The 18,050-nt window shown below is 65.5% G+C and carries 18 protein-coding genes and 1 tRNA gene; 8 read left to right on the plus strand and 11 right to left on the minus strand.

What is annotated here, in order from left to right:
• Positions 1-209 precede the first annotated feature (209 nt).
• The 3 genes from RB623_RS13980 (at position 210) to RB623_RS13990 (ending at position 2,050) form a co-directional block, all read left to right on the plus strand.
• Positions 210-674, plus strand: a complete 465-nt coding sequence (locus tag RB623_RS13980) for a phasin (protein WP_308057466.1) — start codon at positions 210-212, stop codon at positions 672-674.
• Positions 675-898: 224 nt separating this feature from the next.
• Positions 899-975, plus strand: a tRNA-His gene (locus RB623_RS13985).
• Positions 976-1,315: 340 nt separating this feature from the next.
• On the plus strand, positions 1,316-2,050 hold the full coding sequence (locus RB623_RS13990) for a class I SAM-dependent methyltransferase (protein ID WP_308057467.1): 735 nt from the start codon (positions 1,316-1,318) through the stop codon (positions 2,048-2,050).
• Between the two features lie 205 nt (positions 2,051-2,255).
• Here RB623_RS13990 and RB623_RS13995 read toward each other — a convergent pair whose 3' ends face one another.
• Positions 2,256-2,531, minus strand: a complete 276-nt coding sequence (locus tag RB623_RS13995; protein ID WP_374121675.1) for a YMGG-like glycine zipper-containing protein — start codon at positions 2,529-2,531, stop codon at positions 2,256-2,258.
• A gap of 250 nt (positions 2,532-2,781) precedes the next feature.
• On the opposite strand from RB623_RS13995, the gene RB623_RS14000 reads away from it, so the two are divergent.
• Positions 2,782-3,090, plus strand: a complete 309-nt coding sequence (locus RB623_RS14000) for a hypothetical protein (protein WP_308057469.1) — start codon at positions 2,782-2,784, stop codon at positions 3,088-3,090.
• A gap of 83 nt (positions 3,091-3,173) precedes the next feature.
• Here the strand turns inward: RB623_RS14000 and doeB are convergent, their stop codons facing one another.
• The 10 genes from doeB to RB623_RS14050 all read right to left on the minus strand — a co-directional run bounded on the left by doeB (position 3,174) and on the right by RB623_RS14050 (position 13,057).
• Positions 3,174-4,166: a N(2)-acetyl-L-2,4-diaminobutanoate deacetylase DoeB gene (gene doeB / locus RB623_RS14005; RefSeq protein WP_308057470.1), complete on the minus strand. Its 993-nt coding sequence runs from the start codon at positions 4,164-4,166 to the stop codon at positions 3,174-3,176.
• Positions 4,167-4,239: 73 nt separating this feature from the next.
• The gene (doeA, locus tag RB623_RS14010; protein ID WP_308057471.1) at positions 4,240-5,421 is read right to left on the minus strand and encodes an ectoine hydrolase DoeA; all 1,182 of its coding nucleotides are present in this window, start codon (positions 5,419-5,421) and stop codon (positions 4,240-4,242) included.
• 34 nt (positions 5,422-5,455) lie between these two features.
• Entirely contained in the window at positions 5,456-6,448 is a 993-nt protein-coding gene (gene eutC, locus RB623_RS14015; protein ID WP_308057472.1) for an ectoine utilization protein EutC, read from the minus strand.
• The gene (gene eutB / locus RB623_RS14020) at positions 6,448-7,464 is read right to left on the minus strand and encodes a hydroxyectoine utilization dehydratase EutB (protein WP_308057473.1); all 1,017 of its coding nucleotides are present in this window, start codon (positions 7,462-7,464) and stop codon (positions 6,448-6,450) included. Before eutB ends, eutC begins: the two co-directional genes overlap by 1 nt.
• Positions 7,461-8,240, minus strand: a complete 780-nt coding sequence (gene eutA, locus RB623_RS14025; RefSeq protein ID WP_308057474.1) for an ectoine utilization protein EutA — start codon at positions 8,238-8,240, stop codon at positions 7,461-7,463. Before eutA ends, eutB begins: the two co-directional genes overlap by 4 nt.
• 73 nt (positions 8,241-8,313) lie before the next feature.
• Positions 8,314-8,973: an ectoine/hydroxyectoine ABC transporter permease subunit EhuD gene (ehuD, locus tag RB623_RS14030; protein WP_308057476.1), complete on the minus strand. Its 660-nt coding sequence runs from the start codon at positions 8,971-8,973 to the stop codon at positions 8,314-8,316.
• Positions 8,974-8,995: 22 nt separating this feature from the next.
• Positions 8,996-9,655, minus strand: coding sequence for an ectoine/hydroxyectoine ABC transporter permease subunit EhuC (gene ehuC / locus RB623_RS14035; protein ID WP_308057477.1), 660 nt, complete (start codon positions 9,653-9,655; stop codon positions 8,996-8,998).
• Positions 9,656-9,829: 174 nt separating this feature from the next.
• Positions 9,830-10,687: an ectoine/hydroxyectoine ABC transporter substrate-binding protein EhuB gene (ehuB, locus tag RB623_RS14040; RefSeq protein ID WP_308057478.1), complete on the minus strand. Its 858-nt coding sequence runs from the start codon at positions 10,685-10,687 to the stop codon at positions 9,830-9,832.
• A 71-nt stretch (positions 10,688-10,758) separates the two neighbouring features.
• Entirely contained in the window at positions 10,759-11,544 is a 786-nt protein-coding gene (gene ehuA / locus RB623_RS14045) for an ectoine/hydroxyectoine ABC transporter ATP-binding protein EhuA (protein WP_308057479.1), read from the minus strand.
• Between the two features lie 127 nt (positions 11,545-11,671).
• Entirely contained in the window at positions 11,672-13,057 is a 1,386-nt protein-coding gene (locus tag RB623_RS14050) for a PLP-dependent aminotransferase family protein (protein ID WP_308057480.1), read from the minus strand.
• 95 nt (positions 13,058-13,152) lie between these two features.
• Here RB623_RS14050 and RB623_RS14055 point away from each other — a divergent pair, with 95 nt between their 5' ends.
• The 4 genes from RB623_RS14055 to RB623_RS14070 all read left to right on the plus strand — a co-directional run bounded on the left by RB623_RS14055 (position 13,153) and on the right by RB623_RS14070 (position 17,917).
• Complete coding sequence (locus RB623_RS14055; protein ID WP_308057724.1) at positions 13,153-13,641, plus strand: Lrp/AsnC family transcriptional regulator; 489 nt, start codon at positions 13,153-13,155, stop codon at positions 13,639-13,641.
• Positions 13,642-13,757: 116 nt separating this feature from the next.
• Positions 13,758-15,251, plus strand: a complete 1,494-nt coding sequence (locus RB623_RS14060) for an NAD-dependent succinate-semialdehyde dehydrogenase (RefSeq protein WP_308057481.1) — start codon at positions 13,758-13,760, stop codon at positions 15,249-15,251.
• A 69-nt stretch (positions 15,252-15,320) separates the two neighbouring features.
• On the plus strand, positions 15,321-16,694 hold the full coding sequence (locus RB623_RS14065; RefSeq protein ID WP_308057483.1) for an aspartate aminotransferase family protein: 1,374 nt from the start codon (positions 15,321-15,323) through the stop codon (positions 16,692-16,694).
• Positions 16,695-16,843: 149 nt separating this feature from the next.
• The gene (locus RB623_RS14070) at positions 16,844-17,917 is read left to right on the plus strand and encodes an alcohol dehydrogenase family protein (protein ID WP_308057484.1); all 1,074 of its coding nucleotides are present in this window, start codon (positions 16,844-16,846) and stop codon (positions 17,915-17,917) included.
• Positions 17,918-18,050 lie beyond the last annotated feature (133 nt).

The following is an 18,050-nucleotide window of genomic DNA, read 5'->3' on the forward strand; positions in this document are numbered from 1 at the left end:
TCCGCGTCCAGAAACAGCTTGGTTTGAAGCGCGAGATTCTCGGCATTTGGTTAACCGGCGACCGTGCGTTCACAGCAATTTTCGCTTCGTTCACAGTCTGTTATGCTGCGACGCACAAAAATATTGCAATGCAGCAAAAACTGCGCTATATGACCATCACGCAAGAAACGTGACGGCAACTTCAGCCGTCCCCCGAAAAGGATGGAAATATGTCCAAGACCGCAACCAAGCCCACCGAATTTGCCGGCACCGTCGAGTTCCCCAGCTTCGACGCCTCCAAGGCCACCGACCAGTTCCGCGCCTTCGCTGAGAAGGGCGTCGAGCAGTCGAAGGAAGCCTATGCCAAGCTGAAGACCGGCGCCGAGACCACCCAGAAGGCTCTCGAGACCACCGTCGAGACCGCCAAGACCGCCGGCAGCGACCTGTCGCTGAAGACCATCGCCGCGCTGCGCGCCAATGCCGAGCTTGGCTTTGCCCATCTCGAGTCGCTGGTCGGCGCCAAGTCGGTTTCCGAGCTGATCGAGTTGCAGACCGCCTTCATCCGCAAGGGCGTCGAGACCGCTGTCGCCCAGGCCAAGGATTTCCAGGCCGCCGGTACGAAGGCCGCCGAGGACGTTTCCAAGCCGCTGAAGGACGTGTTCGAGAAGACCTTCAAGGATATCAAGGTCGCCTGATTTTCGGCGACCGGAGTTACCCGCGGGGCGGTTCCTCCTCCCTCTGTTCCGCGGGATATGCCGCCAGAACCTCCTCCCTCTGGCGCGACATAGGAAAAGGCCGGCACCTCCTCCCGCCGGCCTTTTCTTTTGCGGCTTGAAAAACCGCGAGATTGCCCTTATTGACCCCGCATCGTTTCAGATGTCCCGTGGCGGCCTGGCTGCCCGATGTCCAAAGCGGTCGAGCGGTTGTAGCTCAGATGGTTAGAGCGCCGGATTGTGGATCCGGAGGTCCTCGGTTCGATCCCGAGCAACCGTACCATTCTTTCTCTGAATAAACTCAGTTAGTTACAACCAGGGTGGGTGCCGGCCGGCGACATAGCCGGGGTTCTGAACCTGCCAGCGAGACAGGCGCGACGCTTGTTATGGGACTCCTATGGAACGGAACGGCGCCACGGCCATATTCAGCCTATCGGAACCGTGCCGCCAGGCACGTCCGGTGCCGTCCGCCAAGGTGGCGTTTAAGTCGATACTTCCCTGCCAAGGCAAGCCGCCCCGCAAGGGGGAGCACTTGTGTTCGCGGCGGCGCCCGCGCAGAATTCATGAGTAAAGACGATCGGGGCTATCGCTATGACTTTAAGCGAGCCGGGTGGGAGCAAAAAATGAACGAATCAAAAGCGGCCACAAAGATCCGGCAGTTCGATGCGGATTTCGATCGCTGGGTCGCGAGAAATCCGGGGGGAAAATTCTCGGCGTTCTCCGCCATCGAGACGTCCAAGCGCCTGAAGAATGGCGCGTCGCACGCAACTCTCGGCACCAAGCTGAAAAACGGCAACAACTGGGCAATCGACGGGCTTGCGAACTGCCAGCTTGTCTACGATCTCGGCGGTGTGAACCCGGAGACTAAGATTTGTGACTATGGGTGCGGCAACCTGCGCGTGGGTGTGCATGTAATCGATCGGCAGGCGCCCGGCTCCTACTTTGGAATCGACGTGTCCGAATATCTCATCGCCGAAGGTATCAGGCTGGTTGGGGATGACGTCATCCGGCGGAAGCGCCCAGTCCTGGGCACGATAAAGGAAAGGCTCGACGACGTTGTCGAGGCCGCGGTCGACATAACCTTCAGCTTCAACGTCTCGTCACACATTCATCCCGATGAACAGGATGCCTATGTCGGCAACCTGAAGGCGATTTGCCATAAGCCTGGCGCTCGCCTGCTGCTGAACGTTGTCACCTTTCAGGAACCGGTTCGCTTTCAGCCCTCTGGCTGGGCATGGACAATCCCGCACTACGTTGACTGGTTTGCACCGATGAAACTCATCGACACCGTTTTCTACGGGTCGAGCGACAGGGCCGGCATGGTAATTGAAGGGCATCGGTTGACGTTTCAACGGTAGCGCCAATCGGGCAAGGGAGGCAACGCAACGGCGACCATACTGACCGCCTGCCTGCGGGCATCGCAACCGTCCTCTGCCTCTTCGATGAAGGCCTCCAGGTGGTCGACATCCCCGTCCGGGGCGACGGAGGCGGCATCGTCAGCATGGAGGTGGCTCCACGCCGACGGCGGGTTCGTACTAAGCGATCACTTCAGAGCAGGCTGCCTTAGCATCGAGCCGTATAGATCGAGCCGTCTGCGCGCTGGTAACGGCAATAGCGGGCATCCGGCGGGGCGGATGCCGTGCCGACGACTGCCCCGAGCAAGGCCCCGGTGCCAGCCCCTATAACGGTGCTGCGCGTGTCGCGTCCGATCGCCTGTCCGGCCAGCGCTCCCACCCCGGCTCCTACGAGAGCGCCGGTTCCTGCCCGCTGCTCCCGCTCCGTAGCGGCGCAACCGGCAAGTCCGGCGACAAGCAGACAGCACGCAATTCCATGTTTCATCCCGGTCATCGTCATTGCTCCTACGCTATCGTGGTTTTCGGTGGTGCCCGTCCTGTTGCCGGGCGATGGCGAAAAACGCCAGCGTGCGTCACACGCCAGCCGAATTTGCACCCCGTGCGAACGAATGAGGAGCGCAGAATACAGAATTTTGTCTGTCCGTCCTGAATTCAAGGGCGGGCACTGACTTTTCTTGACAATTCGGCCGATGGCGAATTGATTTCACTCTGTGCGTGTAGCCACGGAGAATCCCATGCGTCGCCTTTTCTTCGCTTGCCTTGGTCTTGCCCTCAGCCTCGTCGTGCCCGTGGCTTCGCCAACGCCCGCGCAGGCAGTCACCGTCAACATCACGATCGGCAGCAGCCTGAACAGTGGCAGGGCCATCACTTGCCGGCAGGGCGAACGAATCCTGCGCAGCCGCGGTTTTCGGGATATTCGGCGCGTGGATTGCCGCGGCCGGTTCCTCATCTATCACGGCCGGCGCGGCGGTAACCGATACGAAATTGCCGTGAGCGCACACAATGGCCGCGTCGTCGACCTGCGTCGCATCAGAAGGTGGTAGTCCGAGCCGTCCTTCCCGGCGCCTCAGGGGCTTCTTGGCGCGCGAAACGATGACCGACAGGTCAGTCGTTCGGCCGCATGCGCTCACTCCGCAAGGCATCCGACGACTGCGACGCAGTCGCCGGCCTTCACCAGGCCGGGAAAGTGCCGGGCGATCAGCAAGCCCGATATCCTTGCCCTGATCTCCCGCGGCGGTTGCCCGGTACGGCCCGTTGGCCAGATGCGGGCCAGCACGTCGCCTTCGGCAATCGGCTCGCCCAGATCGACCGCCGGTTCGATCATGCCGGAATCCTCGGCGAAGGAGAAACAGCCGTCCGGCATGTCGAGCCAGCGTGTCGGTGCGGCCTCCACGGGGCCGCGCAGGATTTCGGCATGTTTGAGGAGGTTGGCTGCGCCGCGCCGCGCGATTCGCACCGTCTCGGCGCGGGACGTGCCGCCGCCGCCCAATTCGGTGGTGATGAAGACCTTCCCCATTTCCTCCGCCGCGGTGTCGTACATGCCGACGGCGTCGATCTCCGTCATCTTCATCGACCATGGCGCGCCGAAGGCTTCTACCGCCGCGAAGGCTCGTTTCGACATCGCGTCGTCCGGTAGCCGATGGGCGGCGCAGAACGGCAGGAAATCGAGCGTCTTGCCGCCGGAATGGAAGTCGAGCACGATTTCAGCGCGCGGCAGAAGCTCGCGCTGGAAATAGTCGGCGATCTTCTGCGTCACCGTGCCGTCCGGCATGCCGGGAAACGAGCGGTTCATGTTGCCCTTGTCGATCGGCGAGGTGCGCGTGCCGGCCTCGAAGGCGGGAAAATTCATCGCCGGCACGATGACGACGGAGCCCGACACCTGCTTCGGGTCGAGCGTCCGCGCCAGCTCGAACAACGCCAGCGGCCCCTCATACTCGTCGCCGTGATTGGCGCCGGTAAGCAGCGCCGTCGGGCCGGACCCGTTGCGCACCACGCAGATCGGGATCATCACCGATCCCCAGGCGGAATCGTCACGGCTGTAAGGCAGGCGCAGATGGCCGTGGTGAACGCCGTCCCGGTCGAGCGGGATGGTGGGAACGACGGGGCTAGGGCGGATCATGCGCGGTCCTTCACGTCATGCGTCCGGACCCGGCGGGAACCGAACACTTTGCCGACCGGGTGGACGGTCGGCCTCAATTTTTCACCACCAGCTTGCGCGGCACGCTGGCGAGGCACTCCACGCCGGTGTCAGTGATCAGGATCGATTCGGTGATCTCCAGCCCCATGGTCTCGAGCCACAGGCCGGTCATGAAGTGGAATGTCATTCCGGGCTTGAGCTCGCTCCTGTCGCCGGGGCGCAGGCTCATGGTGCGCTCGCCCCAGTCCGGCGGATAGGAGACGCCGATCGGATAGCCGGTGCGGTTGTCCTTGACGATGCCGTATTTTTTGAGAACCGCGAAGAAGGCGTTGGCGATGTCCTCGCAGGTGTTGCCGGGCTTCGCGGCAGCCAGCCCCGCCTCCATACCCTCCAGCGTCGCCTTCTCGGCATCGAGGAAGGCTTGCGTCGGCTTGCCGAGGAACACGGTGCGCGACAGCGGCACGTGATAGCGGTTGTAGCAGCCGGCGATTTCGAAAAACGTGCCTTCGCCTATCTTCATAGGCTTGTCGTCCCAGGTGAGGTGCGGCGCCGACGCGTCCTCGCCCGAAGGCAGCAGCGGCACGATCGCCGGATAGTCGCCGCCGACGCCGTCGACGCCGCGCGTGCCGGCATCGTAGATCTCGGCGACCAGATCGCATTTGCGCATGCCGACCTCTATTTTGTCGACGATGCGCTGGTGCATCGCCTCGACGATGCGCGCCGCCTTGCGCATGTAGTCGATCTCGCTCGGGCTTTTCACCGCGCGCTGCCAGTTCACCAGCGCCGTGGCGTCGACGAATCTTGCGTTGGGCAGATGTTTCTGCAGCGAGGCGAAGGCAGCCGCCGAGAACCAGTAATTGTCCATCTCGACGCCGATTCGCTTCGATCCCCAGCCGCGTTCGGCGATCAACTGGGAAAGGAAATCCATCGGGTGGCGTTCGGTTGACTGCACGTAGTGGTCGGCATAACCGACGATGTTGTCGTGCCCCAGATAGGCAGTGCGCTTGGCGCCGTTGGCGTCCTGCCCGCGGCCGTACCAGATGGGCTCGCCGGTCGGCGGCACCAGCACGGCCTGGTGAACGTAGAAAGACCAGCCATCATAACCCGTCAGCCAGTTCATGTTCGACGGGTCGGAGCAGATGAGCAGGTCGACGCCCTTCGCCTCCATCGCCTTGCGAGTCTTGACGAGCCGCTCCGCATATTCGGCGCGCGTGAATTTCAGATTGGGCGTGACCATCGTTGGGAATCCTTTTTGGTGGGCGAAAGCCCGGTCAGCTTTGGAAGATCGTGCCGGCGCCGGCGGCCCGCGCGCGGTCGCGGGCCAGCGTGGCGATCGCGGTGTCCTGCACGCCGGTGCCGGTAAGATCGGCTATGGTCAGGTCGCTCGGCGAGCGGCGCCCTCTGCGGGTGCCGGCGATGATTTCACCGATCTCGGCCATCTCGGCCTCGGCGCCGATCAGCCCGGCCTCGACGGCGTGATGGAGTTCGCCCATGCGGCGCGTCTGCCTCGTGCTGTCGGCGACGTAGAGGTCGGCCATCTTGAGGATCGGGGGGGCGACTTCGTTCTTGTGCTCGGCGTCGGACCCCATGGCGGTGATATGCTGTCCAGGACCGACGAAGCCGGGCAGCAGCAGCGGCTCGGAGGACGGCGTCGTCGTCACGATGATGTCGGCGCCGGCCACGGCCTTCGCGGCATCCGGCTCCGCCTGCACCCGGATGCCCAGCCGTTCCCGCAACTCGCCCGCCGCCGCCTCCGCCTTGGCGCGATCGCGCGCCCAGATGCTGGCGGCCGCGATCGGCCTCACCAGCATCAGCGCCTCGAGCTGCAGCCGCGCCTGGACGCCTGCGCCGAAGATCGCGGCCACGGACGAATCCGGGCGGGACAGGTGTTTTGCCGCCACCGCGCCGGCCGCCGCAGTACGTATGTCGGTCAGGTAGCCATTGTCGAGCAGCAGCGCCTCGACGAGTCCCGTCTTCGCCGACAATAGCACCATCATGCCGTTGACAGAGGGCAGGCTGAGCTTCGGATTGTCGAAGAAGCCGGGGCTGATCTTGATCGCAAAACCGTCGATGCCCGGCACATAGGCCGTCTTCACGTCGACCTCGCCGCGATGCTCCGGAATGTCGAGCCTCAGAATCGGCGGCATGGCGACCGGCAACGTGGCGAGCGCTCGGAAAGCATTTTCCACGCAGGCCACGGCGTCGAGATCGAGCCGGACGATTTTGCGCAGATCGGCTTCGGTGAGGATGGTCATCGACGGCATCACGCGGCCCTCCCGGTCGCGATTGCATCCAGCCGCTCGAATTCGGTTCGCTCGCCGTTGACCACCTGCCGGTGCAAATTCATGTCGACGTTGCGGCCGGAGACCAGCGCCACGACAGGTCCGCACGGAGAAATCTTGCCGGTAAGCAGCGCTGCGACACCGACCGCGCCCGCGCCTTCAGCGATCTCGCGCTCGACTGCGTAGAGGTGGCGTATGCCGGCGGCGATCTCGGCTTCGGAAAGGAGGACGACGTCGTCGAGAAGATCGCGGCACATGGCAAACGTCAGGCGGTTCGACAGGCCGATGCCGCCGCCAAGCGAATCCGCCAGTGTCGGCAGTTCTTCGACCTCGACGGGCCGGCCGCCATCGAGGCTCGCCTTCATCGCCGCGCCGCGTGCCATCGACACGCCGATCACCTTAGTCTTCGGGTTTACGCCCTTGACGGCGGTGGCGATCCCGGCCGCGAGGCCCCCGCCCGAAACCGGGATCACCACCATCGCGGCGTCCGGCGCGTCGTCGAGCATTTCCAGCCCGAGGGTGCCTTGGCCTGCGATCACCGAAGCGTGGTCGAAGGGCGGCACCATGACCAGCCCCTCGTCGGCCACCAGCCGGTCGACTTCGTCCTGCGCGTCGTCCTGGCTGGCGCCGACGATGCGTATTTCCGCGCCGAGGCTGCGTATCTCATCGAGTTTGTTTTGTGGCACCAGCCGCGAGATGCAGATGACCGCGCGCATTCCCTCCAGCTTCGCCGCATGCGCCAGCGCGCGGCCATGGTTGCCGGTTGACGCCGCCACCACCCCGCGCGCTTTCTCCTCGTCCGTCAGCAATGCGATCGCGTTCGACGCTCCGCGCAGCTTGAAGCTGCCGGTGGTTTGCCGGCTCTCCAGCTTGAGATGCACGGGCACGCCGGCAATCGCCGCAAGGGCGGGGGACGGCGCCATGTCCGTCCGCACGATCCTGCCGGCGATGCGCGCGCGCGCCGCCCGGATGTCCGCGACGGTGACGGGGCCGGTCATGCGGCACCCGGCGCCAAGGTCATGAGCCGGCCGAGTTCCGGGCGGACGGTCTCGTCGCCGCAGAGCCGCAGGCATTTCCACACCGTCGCCTGGTTGCTGCTCACCGCCGACCGGCCGATCGCGGCTTCGATCGCGGGAACCGCCGACGCGGCGCGAAGCGCCGTGCAGGACAGGAAAAGCGCGTCCGATTGCGGCGCGGTCACCTCGGCGGCCAGCCGGACCAGTTCGGACGGCTTGATGCGCGCCATCTCGCGGTCGTCCTCGAAACCGAGGCAGGTGAACCGATCGATCTCGAAACCGTGGCCGGCAAAATAGTCCGCCATCGGCCGGCTGGTCTCGACCGTATAGGGCGTCAGCACGCTGATCCGGCGCGCGCCGAGCGCCCGCAGGCCCTCGACGGCGGCAAGCGGCGGCGTAACCACCGGCACGCCGGGCTTCGCAGCCTGGATCGCCGCCTCGATCTCGGCGTCGCCGATCACGACGGAGGCGGACGTACAGGAATAGCAGACGGCGTCGAGGGTCTCGTCGGGCAGGATCAGGGCGGCGCCCGCCGTCAGCGACGGCTGCATCCTGCGCAGGTTTTCCGGCGTCGTCGGATTCGCGTAGGGAATGCGTGCGACATAGACGCCGACCCGTTCGCTTGCGACCATGCGCGAAAAATCCGGCTCGGTCGTGTGGTCGGTGGCGAGGATGATCAGCCCGACGCGTTTTTGCAGCGGCCGAGCGTCGAGCGCGGGTTTTTGCGCGTGCAGGCGGATGTCGGCGGGAGCTAGCATGCGCGCCTCCAATGTTCTGCGGAACGGCCGCTGCCGCCGCCCCCGTCCGGCCGATCTCTTCCTGACAGGAAAGTCACCGCTCGATCCTCCCGTAGCGATGCTCCAGGAAACGCAGCAGCACCACCGAGACGAGGCTGATCGCCAGGAAGAAGGCGCCGACCAGCGTGATCGGCTCGATGTAGCGGTAGTAGGTGTTGGCGACGCTTTTTGCCTGGTTCATCAATTCGAGCACGGTGATCGCCGAGAGCAGCGGCGTCTCCTTGAACATGGCGATGAAATAATTGGCCAGCGCCGGGATCATCGGCGGGATCGCCTGCGGCATGATGATGCGTGTCCAGGTCTGGCTGGCGGAGAGGTTGCAGGCCTTTGCCGCCTCCCACTGCCCGCGCGGTACGTTGTCGATGCCGGCGCGGTAGACCTCCGCCGTGTAGGTGCCGTAGTGCAGGCCGAGGCCGATCACGCCGGCAAGCAGCGGCGGCAAGAGGATGCCGATGTCGGGCAGCACGTAGAAGATGAAATAGAGCTGGACGAGCAGCGGCGTGCCACGGATGAACTCCGCGACAAAGCCTGTCGTTCGCGACACGATCCGGTTCGGCGAGCGGCGCAGCAGCGCGATGCCGAGGCCGACGATCGCCGCAAGCACCGAGCCGAGAAGCGTCGCCAGGATGGTGATCTTCACGCCCTGGAGGAGCGTCGGCATGATCTGCCAGACGAAGTTCCAGTCCCACTCCATCAGCGGGTTCCTCCGGCGGCTCTCATGCGCGCACCCCGTCGAGGCCGCGCGCCATGCGCCGCTCGAGCGCCCGGATCGAGAAGGCGATGATCATGGCGAAGACGAAATAGAGGATGAGGATCGTCGCGAACGGGATCAGCGTGTTGCCGGTCTGCGAGCGCACGATGTTGGCCTGGAAGGTCATGTCGGCCAGCGAGATCAGCGAAACCACCGACGTCGCCTTCAGCAGTTCGATGGCATTGTTGCCGAAGGTCGGCAGCATGACCAGGAGCGCCTGGGGTAGGATGATGCGCCGCATGCATTGCCAGCGCGACAGGTTCAGCGCCACGCAGGCCTCGTATTGCTCCCGGCCGACCGAGAGGATCGCGCCGCGCACCACTTCGGCCGCGTAGGCGCCGACATTCAGCCCGAGCGCCAGCACGCCCGCCTGCAGCGGGGTGAGTTGCAGCCCGGCGAACGGCAGCACGAAATAGGCGAAGAAGAGCTGCACGAAGATCGATGTGCCGCGGAAGAACTCGATATAGGCGGTCGCCAGCCAGCGCAGCGCGGCATGGCGCGAGACCCGGCCGAGCCCGGCCAGGAACGCCATGAACAGCGCAAGCACCGACCCCATCACGGTGAGTTCCACCGTGACGACCGCGCCCTGCAGGATCAGGCTGAGATATCCGGACCAGTCGGTCATTTCGCCCTGTTTGCCGATTGCGATGCCCGTGCGGCTGCGTCCACCTCCCCCTTGTGGGGAGGTCGCGCCGCAGGCGCGGGTGGGGGTAATTCATCAAGCGCTGCGATTAACGATACCCCCAACCCCGGCACTGCGCGCCGACCCTCCCCACAAGGGGGAGGGTGACGGCTGCGCCTACTGCGCCGGAGCGCAGAGTTTTTCCATGGTGGTGGACATGGCGGCGGCGGCCGAGAAGCCGTAGGGCTCGATGATCTTGGCGAACTCGCCCGACTCCTTCATCTTGGCCAGTTCGACGTTGAAGGCGTCGCGCAGCGCCTCGTCGCCCTTCTTGAAGGCGGCGCCGTCGCAATAGACCGGCGCGCCCTCGACCGGGGCGATCACCTCGAGATTCGAGTCGTTGGCCTTCTTCATCAGGTCGTTGATCGACAGCACCGGCAGCGAATAGGCGTCGATGCGACCGTCCTGCACCATTTTCAGGCCGCTCTGGCCGTCCGGCACCACGATGACGCGGTCGCGCGGCACGCCGGCGTCGAGCGCGAGCTTCTCCTCGGTGCCGCCGCCCGGCGCGCCGACGGTGGCGCTTTCGTCCTTGGCGACGTCAGCGTAGCTCTTGAAGCCCTTGGGATTGCCCTTCTTCACCAGCAGCGCCTCGGCGTCGCACAGCACCGGCTCGGAATAGACGACCGCCGCGCAGCGCTCCGGCTTCATGAACAGGCCGGCCGTGACCACGTCGTGCCGCCCCGCCTGCAGGCCCGGGATCATCGCGCCGTATTCGGAGATCGAGGCGACGATCTCCGGTACGCCGAGGCGCTTGAAGATCTCGCGAGCCACGTCGGGAGCGGCGCCCGACACCTTGCCGTCGGCAGCGACCGCCGTGTAGGGCGGCTCGTTGGCGATGGCAACGCGGGCGAAACCCTGCGCCTTCAACTGCTCGAGCTTGGCATTGTCCTGCGCCGACGAGGGCAGGGAGGCGAGGGCGGCGGCGCCTACGGCGACGGCCGCCGCGCCGGCGAAAACTGCGATCTTTCTCATTGTTCCCAACTCCGTTGTTTGTTTTCGTGGTGAGCGGCATGGACTGGCGTCCGGCGGCCGCGGCATGGCGGTCAGACGCGATGTCCGGCCGCGATGATCTTGCGCAGGAAGGTCTGCGTTCGCTCCTGCTTCGGGAATTTGAAGATCTCGTCCGGCCTGCCCTCCTCGACGATCTTGCCTCGGTCGAAGAACAGCACCCGGTCGGCGAAGTCGTGGGCAAAGCCCATCTCGTGGGTGACGAGAAGCATCGTCATGTCGGTCTCGGCCGCGAGTTTGCGCATGACGTTCAGCACCTCCTCGACCAGTTCCGGGTCGAGCGCCGAGGTCACCTCGTCGAAAAGCATGATCTTTGGCGACAGGGCCAGCGCCCGGGCGATCGCCACGCGCTGCTTCTGGCCGCCGGAAAGCTGCGCCGGCATCGCCTTTGCCTTGGCCGACATGCCGACCATGTCGAGCAGTTCCATCGCGCGCTTCTCGGCGCCGGCGCGCGGCGTGCCCTTCGTCAGCATCGGCGCGAGCGTCACGTTGTCGAGCACGCACATATGCGGGAACAGGTTGAAGAGCTGGAACACCATGCCGATCTTCTGGCGCATGCGGGTCAGGTGCCGCTCGTCGGCCGGCGCCAGCCCGCCGTTCTTCGGCATGTGGTAGAGCTGCTCGCCCTCGATCTCGATGTGGCCGCCGTCGATGCGCTCCAGCGTCATCAGGATGCGCAGGATCGTCGTCTTGCCCGAGCCGGACGGCCCGATCAGCGCCAGCTTCTCGCCGGGCATGACCTGCATCGACAGCCCGTCCAGCACCGTGAAGGTGCCGAAGCTCTTGCTGATCGCGTCGATCTTGATGATGGGTGCGGTCATCGTTCCCCTTGACCGTCCTTTTCGGTTTCCCAAACGATGGGGAGTCTGGAAAATCATGTCAATTGTGAAAATTAAATCATGACAATTATTCTGATTGTGCCCGTTTTGGCGCCGACAGGCTTTGGACTCAGATGGCGAGCAGCAGATGTTCCGGGTCGCCCAGCAGCAGCTTGGCGATGACGCCGAGCCCGGAGCGCAATTCGTCTTCGGTGGTCGAGCCCAGCGAGATGCGCACGGCCGGCTCCCACGGCGCGTCGGAGGTGCGGAACGAGGCGCCCGGCGCAATCGCCACGCCCTGCAGGCGCGCTTGCGCGACGAAGCCTTCCTCGGTGCGGTTGTCGGGCAGCGGCAGCCAGAGATGCAGCGCATGCGGATGGGTCAGGAAGTTTGCGCCGCCCAGCACCTCCGCGACGATCTCCTGGCGGCGCTTGAGCGCCCCCCGCTGCCAGCGCACCAGTTCCATGGCGGTACCGTCGCCTACCCATTTCGATGCGATTTCGGCGATAGCCGGCGTCGCCATCCAGTTCGACACCAGATGGCGGTTGGCGACCGCCGCCGCGTAGCGGTCCGGGGCGACGAGGTAGCCGATGCGCAAGCCGGGCACGGTGATCTTGGTGAAGCTCGTGTAGTAGAGCGTCCGTTCCGGCGCGAAATGGGCGATGGGCGGAGCGCGATCCTCCACCAGCGGACCCAGCACGTCGCCTTCGATGATCGCGATGTCGTGGCGGCGCGCCACCTCCGCCAGCTCCGAGCGCCGCACCGAGTTCATCAAGGTCGCGGTCGGGTTGATGACAGAAGGCTGCACGAAGACGGCGCGTATGTCCGTGGTCCGGCAGGCCTCGTCCAGCGCCTCCGGCAGGATGCCCTGGTCGTCGATCGGCAGGCCGGCGAGGTTGAAGCCGAGATAGGTTGCGAGCGGAATGAGCGTGTGGTGGCCGATCGCCTCGGTCGCCACCGCCGAGCCGGGCGGCGCGACGCTCATCAGGGCGACCGTCATGGCCGCGGTCGCGCCGTTGGTGACGCTGACGTTCTGCGGCGAAGGCGACAGGCCGCAGGCCTTCAGCCACTCGACGGCGATGGCGCGATGGCGCGGAAACACGACGTTCGGACGGAACGACAGCGCCGCGCTTGCCGGAAGATTTTCGGCCAGCCAGGCGAACGCCTGCTTCATCCGCTCCAGATGCATCGGCTCGCAGACCGGCTTCAGGATCGATAGGTCGATCAGTTCGCCGAGTCGCTCCGGCAGGTAGGGGGGCTCGACCTCGCGCTTGATCGTCTGGACGAAGCTGCCGCGGCCGATCTCGCCGGAGATCAGCCCGCGCCGGATCAGTTCCTCGTAGGCGCGGCTCACCGTCTGCACCGACAGGCCGAGCTCGTAGGCGAGCTTGCGGTGCGGCGGCAGCCGCACCCCGTTCTGCAGCCGTCCGTCATGGATGGCGCGCGCCACCTGGTCGGCCAGCGAGAGGTAAGCCGGCCGCCGGATTAGACTGGGATCGGGACGCCACATTGTCATGACATATTAGAGATCGAAATCAGTGCAATTGACAATGGGGCATGGCGACCGTCATGGTCGGGAACACGCAAGTCCAGCCGAGCCCGATGCCCTCCGTGAAACTCGACGCCATCGACCTCAAGATCCTCGACGCGATCCAGCGTGACGGCCGGATCACCAAGCTGGCCCTGGCGGAGAAGGTCGGGCTGTCGCCGACGCCGGCGTGGCTGAGGCTGCGCAAGCTCGAGAAGGCCGGCGTCGTGCGCGGCTATCGCGCCGCGCTCGACCTGCGTGTGGTCGCGCCGATCGCCACCGTGATGGTCGAGGTGACGCTCGGCAGCCACCGGCAGGCCGATTTCGACCGTTTCGAGCGGGCGGTACGCGATGTCGACGAGATCGTCGCCTGCTGGGCGGTCGGCGGCGGCGTCGACTATCTGCTGAAAGTCGTGACGCGCGACATCGACGCCTACCAGCGCCTGATCGATGCCCTGCTGGAGCGCGAGATCGGCATCGACCGCTATTTCACCTACATCGTCACCCGCACGGTGAAGGAGGGCGACACCGTGCCGGTCGCATCCCTGCTGGCGCCGGCCGACCAAGCCTAGCCAATCTCTCTACCCGCCCCGCCAATTTTGGACGGTCTTTCTGCCTCGCGGCTGTCCTTTGGTCCGTCTATCTGCGTCCTGCCCCTTAGGCTGGCGGAGTTTCGAGGAGCCCGCCCATGCCCGCACAACTCGCCGCAGCCCGCCAGCCGAACGCGTTTGACCGCCTGTCCGACCGCCGGCTGCTGCGCGAGCTCGCCTATGTCGACGGCAAGTGGACCGCGGGCGGCAATGCGGCATCGTTCGAAGTGACCGATCCGGCGACCGGTCATACGATCGCTTGCGTCGCTGCGCTCGACGCCGCGGAGACGGAGCTGGCGATCGCAGCCGCCGCCAGCGCCTTTCAGAGATGGCGGTCTGTCTTGCCGCAGCAGCGGTCTGCAATACTGCGAAAATGGTTCGAGCTGATCGTCGCGGCCAGGGACGATCTGGCGCTGATCATGACGCTGGAACAGGGCAAGCCGCTGAAAGAATCACTCGGCGAGATCGACTATGCCGCCTCCTTCGTCGAATGGTACGCCGAAGAAGCCAAACGCGTGAACGCCGAGAGCGTGACCAGCCATCTGCCCGGCGCGGAGATGATCGTGCGCCGCGAACCGGTTGGCGTCGCCGGCCTGGTCACGCCGTGGAATTTCCCGTCGGCGATGCTCACCCGCAAGGCCGCGGCGGCGCTGGCGGCGGGCTGCACGATCGTCGCGCATCCCTCGTCAGAGACGCCGCTTTCGGCACTGGCGCTGGCCGAGCTGGGTGAGCGCGCCGGGCTGCCGGCGGGCGTGTTCAACGTGCTGACCGGCGACGCCGCGACGATCGTCGGGCGCATGTGCGAGGATGCCCGCGTCCGGGCGCTCAGCTTCACCGGGTCGACGGAAATCGGCCGACTGATCGCGGCACAATGCGCGCCGACGGTGAAGCGCCTGGTCATGGAACTGGGCGGCCATGCGCCGCTGATCGTGTTCGACGATGCCGACCTGGACCGCGCCGTGTCGATCGCGCTCGACGCCAAGTTCGCGACGTCCGGGCAGGATTGCCTGGCGGCCAATCGCATCTATGTGCAGCGCGGCGTCTATGCCCGTTTCCGCGATGCCTTCGCCGAAAGGATCGCCGCGCTAAAGGTCGGGCCGGGCTTGTCCCCCGATAGCGAGATCGGTCCGCTGATGCATGGGCGCGCCGTCGACAAGGTGCAAGCCCACGTCGAGGACGCCGTCGCCCAAGGCGCGACCTGTCTGGTGGGCGGCGGCGAGGACCGGGCAGGCCCGCTGTTCTTCCAGCCGACGCTGCTGGCAGATGTGCCCGACAGCGCCGCGATCTTCCGTGAGGAGACGTTCGGCCCCGTTGCCGCCATCGCTCCGTTCGACACCGAGGAGGAAGTGATCGCGCGGGCCAACGCCACCGAATACGGGCTGGTCGCTTATGTCGTGACGCAGAACGGAGCACGCCAGTTGCGGCTTGGCCGGGCGCTCGACTACGGCATGGTGGCGGTCAACCGCGTCAAGATCACCGGCGCGCCGATCCCCTTCGGCGGCGTGAAACAGTCTGGCCTCGGCCGCGAGGGCTCGCGTCACGGGCTCGAAGCCTTTACCGATCTCAAATATCTCTGCCTCGACGCGGCGTGATCGTTCGCCGTCGGACAACGCTGCCCTTACCGCGCGATCCGCGCGCACAATGACCTGAAGGAAGACGCCATGCTTGATCAGTCCAACGAACGCACCGCCTGGGACCGCGACACCTTCTTCCACCCCTCGACGCATATGGGCATGCATGCGCGCGGCGAGACGCCGACCCGGGTGATGGCCGGCGGCGAAGGCGTCTGGGTCAGCGACGTGACCGGCCGCAAGAGCCTCGACGCCTTCGCCGGCCTCTACTGCGTCAATGTCGGTTACGGCCGGCAGAAGATCGCCGACGCCATCGCCGCGCAGGCGAAGGACCTCGCCTATTACCACGCCTATGTCGGCCACGGCACCGACGCCTCGATCCGGCTTGCCAGGATGATAATCGACCGCGCGCCGCAAGGCATGAGCCGCGTCTATTTCGGCCTCTCCGGCTCCGACGCCAACGAGACCAACATCAAGCTGATCTGGTATTTCAACAACGTGCTCGGCCGCCCGGAGAAGAAGAAGATCATCTCGCGCTGGCGCGGCTACCACGGCTCCGGCGTGATGACCGGCTCGCTCACCGGCCTGCATCTCTTCCACAACGCCTTCGACCTGCCGCGCGCGCCGATCCTGCACACCGAGGCGCCCTATTATTTCCGCCGCGAGGACCGCTCGCAGAGCGAGGAGCAGTTCTCGCAATTCTGCGCCGACAAGCTCGAGGAAATGATCCTCGCCGAAGGTCCCGATACGGTCGCGGCCTTCATCGGCGAGCCGATCCTCGGCACCGGAGGCATCGTCCCGCCGCCCGCCGGCTATTGGCAGAAGATCCAGGCGGTGCTGGACAAATACGACGTGCTGCTGGTCGCCGACGAGGTGGTCACCGGCTTCGGACGGCTGGGCACGATGTTCGGTTCCGACCACTACGGTATCAGGCCGGACCTGATCACCATCGCCAAGGGGCTGACCTCCGCCTATGCGCCGCTGTCGGGCGTCATCGTCTCGGAAAAGGTCTGGCAGGTCTTGGTGAAGGGATCCGATGAGCTCGGCGCGATCGGCCACGGCTGGACCTATTCGGCGCACCCGATCTGCGCGGCGGCCGGCGTCGCCAATCTCGAACTGATCGACGAGATGAACCTGGTCGAGAACGCCGGCAGCGTCGGCGCCTATTTCCGCGCCGAGCTGGCGAAGGCCGTGGGCGATCACAAAAACGTCGGCGATGTGCGCGGCGACGGCATGCTGGCGGCTGTCGAGTTCGTCGAGGATCGCGACGACCGCGCCTTCTTCGATCCTTCGAAGAAGATCGGCCCGCAGGTGGCCGCCGCGCTGCTGGAGCGGGGCGTCATCGGCCGCGCCATGCCGCAGGGCGACATTTTGGGCTTCGCGCCGCCGCTCTGCCTGACCCGCGAGGAGGCCGACAGCGTGGTGGCCGCCACCGCCGACGCGGTCAAGGCAGTGTTGGGCTAGGGCTTGTTGAGATTCAGGCTTTGAGGTGCCGAAAATGGTGTTTTTCGAGAACCGAAGCGCAATGTACGTGAAGGTACATGAGCATCGGAAGCGCAGAAAAGCGCCATTTGCAGGCCCTCAAAGCCTGAACATCGACAGGCCCTGATCGGATGAAGGGCCGGCTTCCCGACACGATGGCCGCCGTGTTGCTGACCGGGCATGGCGGACTGGACAGGCTGGAATACCGCACCGACGTTCCTGTGCCGCGGCCCGCGCCGGGCGAGGTGGTCATCCGCGTCGCCGCCTGCGGCATGAACAACACCGACCTCTGGGTGCGCCAGGGCGCCTACGGCACCGAAGCCGATCCGGACGCGGTATCGACCTGGCGGCGCCAGGGCAACACGCTGATATTCCCGCGCATCCAGGGCGCGGATTCGGTCGGCGCCATCGTCGCGGTGGGTGCAGGAGTTGCGGAAACACGCATCGGCGAGCGCGTGATGGTCGACTTCTCGATCTACAACCGCGACGACGATTCGCTGGCCGACATCGATTATATGGGCCACGGTCGCGACGGTGGTTATGCCGAATACCAGGCGCTGCCGGCCGAAAACGCGCATGTCGTCGCGACGTCCCTCACCGACATCGAACTCGCCACCTTCTGCTGCGCCTACCTGACCGGCGAGCAGATGCTGGTCCGCGCCGCACTGAAAGAAGGCGAGCGCATCCTCGTCACCGGCGCTTCGGGCGGCGTCGGCTCGGGCATCATCCAGCTTGCCCGCGCCCGCGGCGCCATACCTTACGCTGTTGTCGGAAGAGGCAAGGAGCGGGCGGTGCTCGACATCGGCGCGGAGGCGGCGATCCCGCGCGACGTGGTCGACTTGCCGGCTGCCGTCCATAAGGCGACAGGCGGCCTGCCGATCGACGTGGTTGCCGACCTCGTTGCCGGCCCGATGTTCAACGATCTCCTGGCGATCCTGCGCCCGGAGGGGCGATATGCCACCGCCGGCGCCATCGCCGGGCCGGTCGTGCAACTCGATCTCAGGACGCTTTACCTCAAGCAGTTGCAACTGCACGGCTCGAGCCAGGGCACGCGCGGCGATTTCCGCCGGATCGTGCGGCTGATCGAGGAGGGCAGGCTGAAGCCGATCGTTGGCGGCGTCTACAAGCTGTCCGATTTCCATCGCGCCCAGGCCGACTTCATGCGCAAGGAATTCGTCGGAAAGCTGGTCGTCGTGCCGGACTGAATGCTGCTGCTCTTGAAGTAACGGGAGGGCCAACGTTCAAGCCCTGCCAAATGTCTGGCTGTGGCACGATCCGTCCCCAGGCGTCGGCCGTCAGGATTTGCTTCTCCGGGCGGCATTCATCTGGCGGGAGCTT

It is taken from the genome of Mesorhizobium sp. LHD-90, from assembly GCF_030929505.1.
Taxonomy (GTDB): domain Bacteria; phylum Pseudomonadota; class Alphaproteobacteria; order Rhizobiales; family Rhizobiaceae; genus Kumtagia.

Bases quoted from the DNA above. Each gene is read 5' to 3' on its own strand.
- RB623_RS13980 (WP_308057466.1), top strand. From the start codon at position 210: ATGTCCAAGACCGCAACCAAGCCCACCGAATTTGCCGGCACCGTCGAG.
- RB623_RS13990 (WP_308057467.1), top strand. From the start codon at position 1,316: ATGAACGAATCAAAAGCGGCCACAAAGATCCGGCAGTTCGATGCGGAT.
- RB623_RS13995 (WP_374121675.1), bottom strand. From the start codon at position 2,531: ATGAAACATGGAATTGCGTGCTGTCTGCTTGTCGCCGGACTTGCCGGT.
- RB623_RS14000 (WP_308057469.1), top strand. From the start codon at position 2,782: ATGCGTCGCCTTTTCTTCGCTTGCCTTGGTCTTGCCCTCAGCCTCGTC.
- doeB (WP_308057470.1), bottom strand. From the start codon at position 4,166: ATGATCCGCCCTAGCCCCGTCGTTCCCACCATCCCGCTCGACCGGGAC.
- doeA (WP_308057471.1), bottom strand. From the start codon at position 5,421: ATGGTCACGCCCAATCTGAAATTCACGCGCGCCGAATATGCGGAGCGG.
- eutC (WP_308057472.1), bottom strand. From the start codon at position 6,448: ATGCCGTCGATGACCATCCTCACCGAAGCCGATCTGCGCAAAATCGTC.
- eutB (WP_308057473.1), bottom strand. From the start codon at position 7,464: ATGACCGGCCCCGTCACCGTCGCGGACATCCGGGCGGCGCGCGCGCGC.
- eutA (WP_308057474.1), bottom strand. From the start codon at position 8,240: ATGCTAGCTCCCGCCGACATCCGCCTGCACGCGCAAAAACCCGCGCTC.
- ehuD (WP_308057476.1), bottom strand. From the start codon at position 8,973: ATGGAGTGGGACTGGAACTTCGTCTGGCAGATCATGCCGACGCTCCTC.
- ehuC (WP_308057477.1), bottom strand. From the start codon at position 9,655: ATGACCGACTGGTCCGGATATCTCAGCCTGATCCTGCAGGGCGCGGTC.
- ehuB (WP_308057478.1), bottom strand. From the start codon at position 10,687: ATGAGAAAGATCGCAGTTTTCGCCGGCGCGGCGGCCGTCGCCGTAGGC.
- ehuA (WP_308057479.1), bottom strand. From the start codon at position 11,544: ATGACCGCACCCATCATCAAGATCGACGCGATCAGCAAGAGCTTCGGC.
- RB623_RS14050 (WP_308057480.1), bottom strand. From the start codon at position 13,057: ATGACAATGTGGCGTCCCGATCCCAGTCTAATCCGGCGGCCGGCTTAC.
- RB623_RS14060 (WP_308057481.1), top strand. From the start codon at position 13,758: ATGCCCGCACAACTCGCCGCAGCCCGCCAGCCGAACGCGTTTGACCGC.
- RB623_RS14065 (WP_308057483.1), top strand. From the start codon at position 15,321: ATGCTTGATCAGTCCAACGAACGCACCGCCTGGGACCGCGACACCTTC.
- RB623_RS14070 (WP_308057484.1), top strand. From the start codon at position 16,844: ATGAAGGGCCGGCTTCCCGACACGATGGCCGCCGTGTTGCTGACCGGG.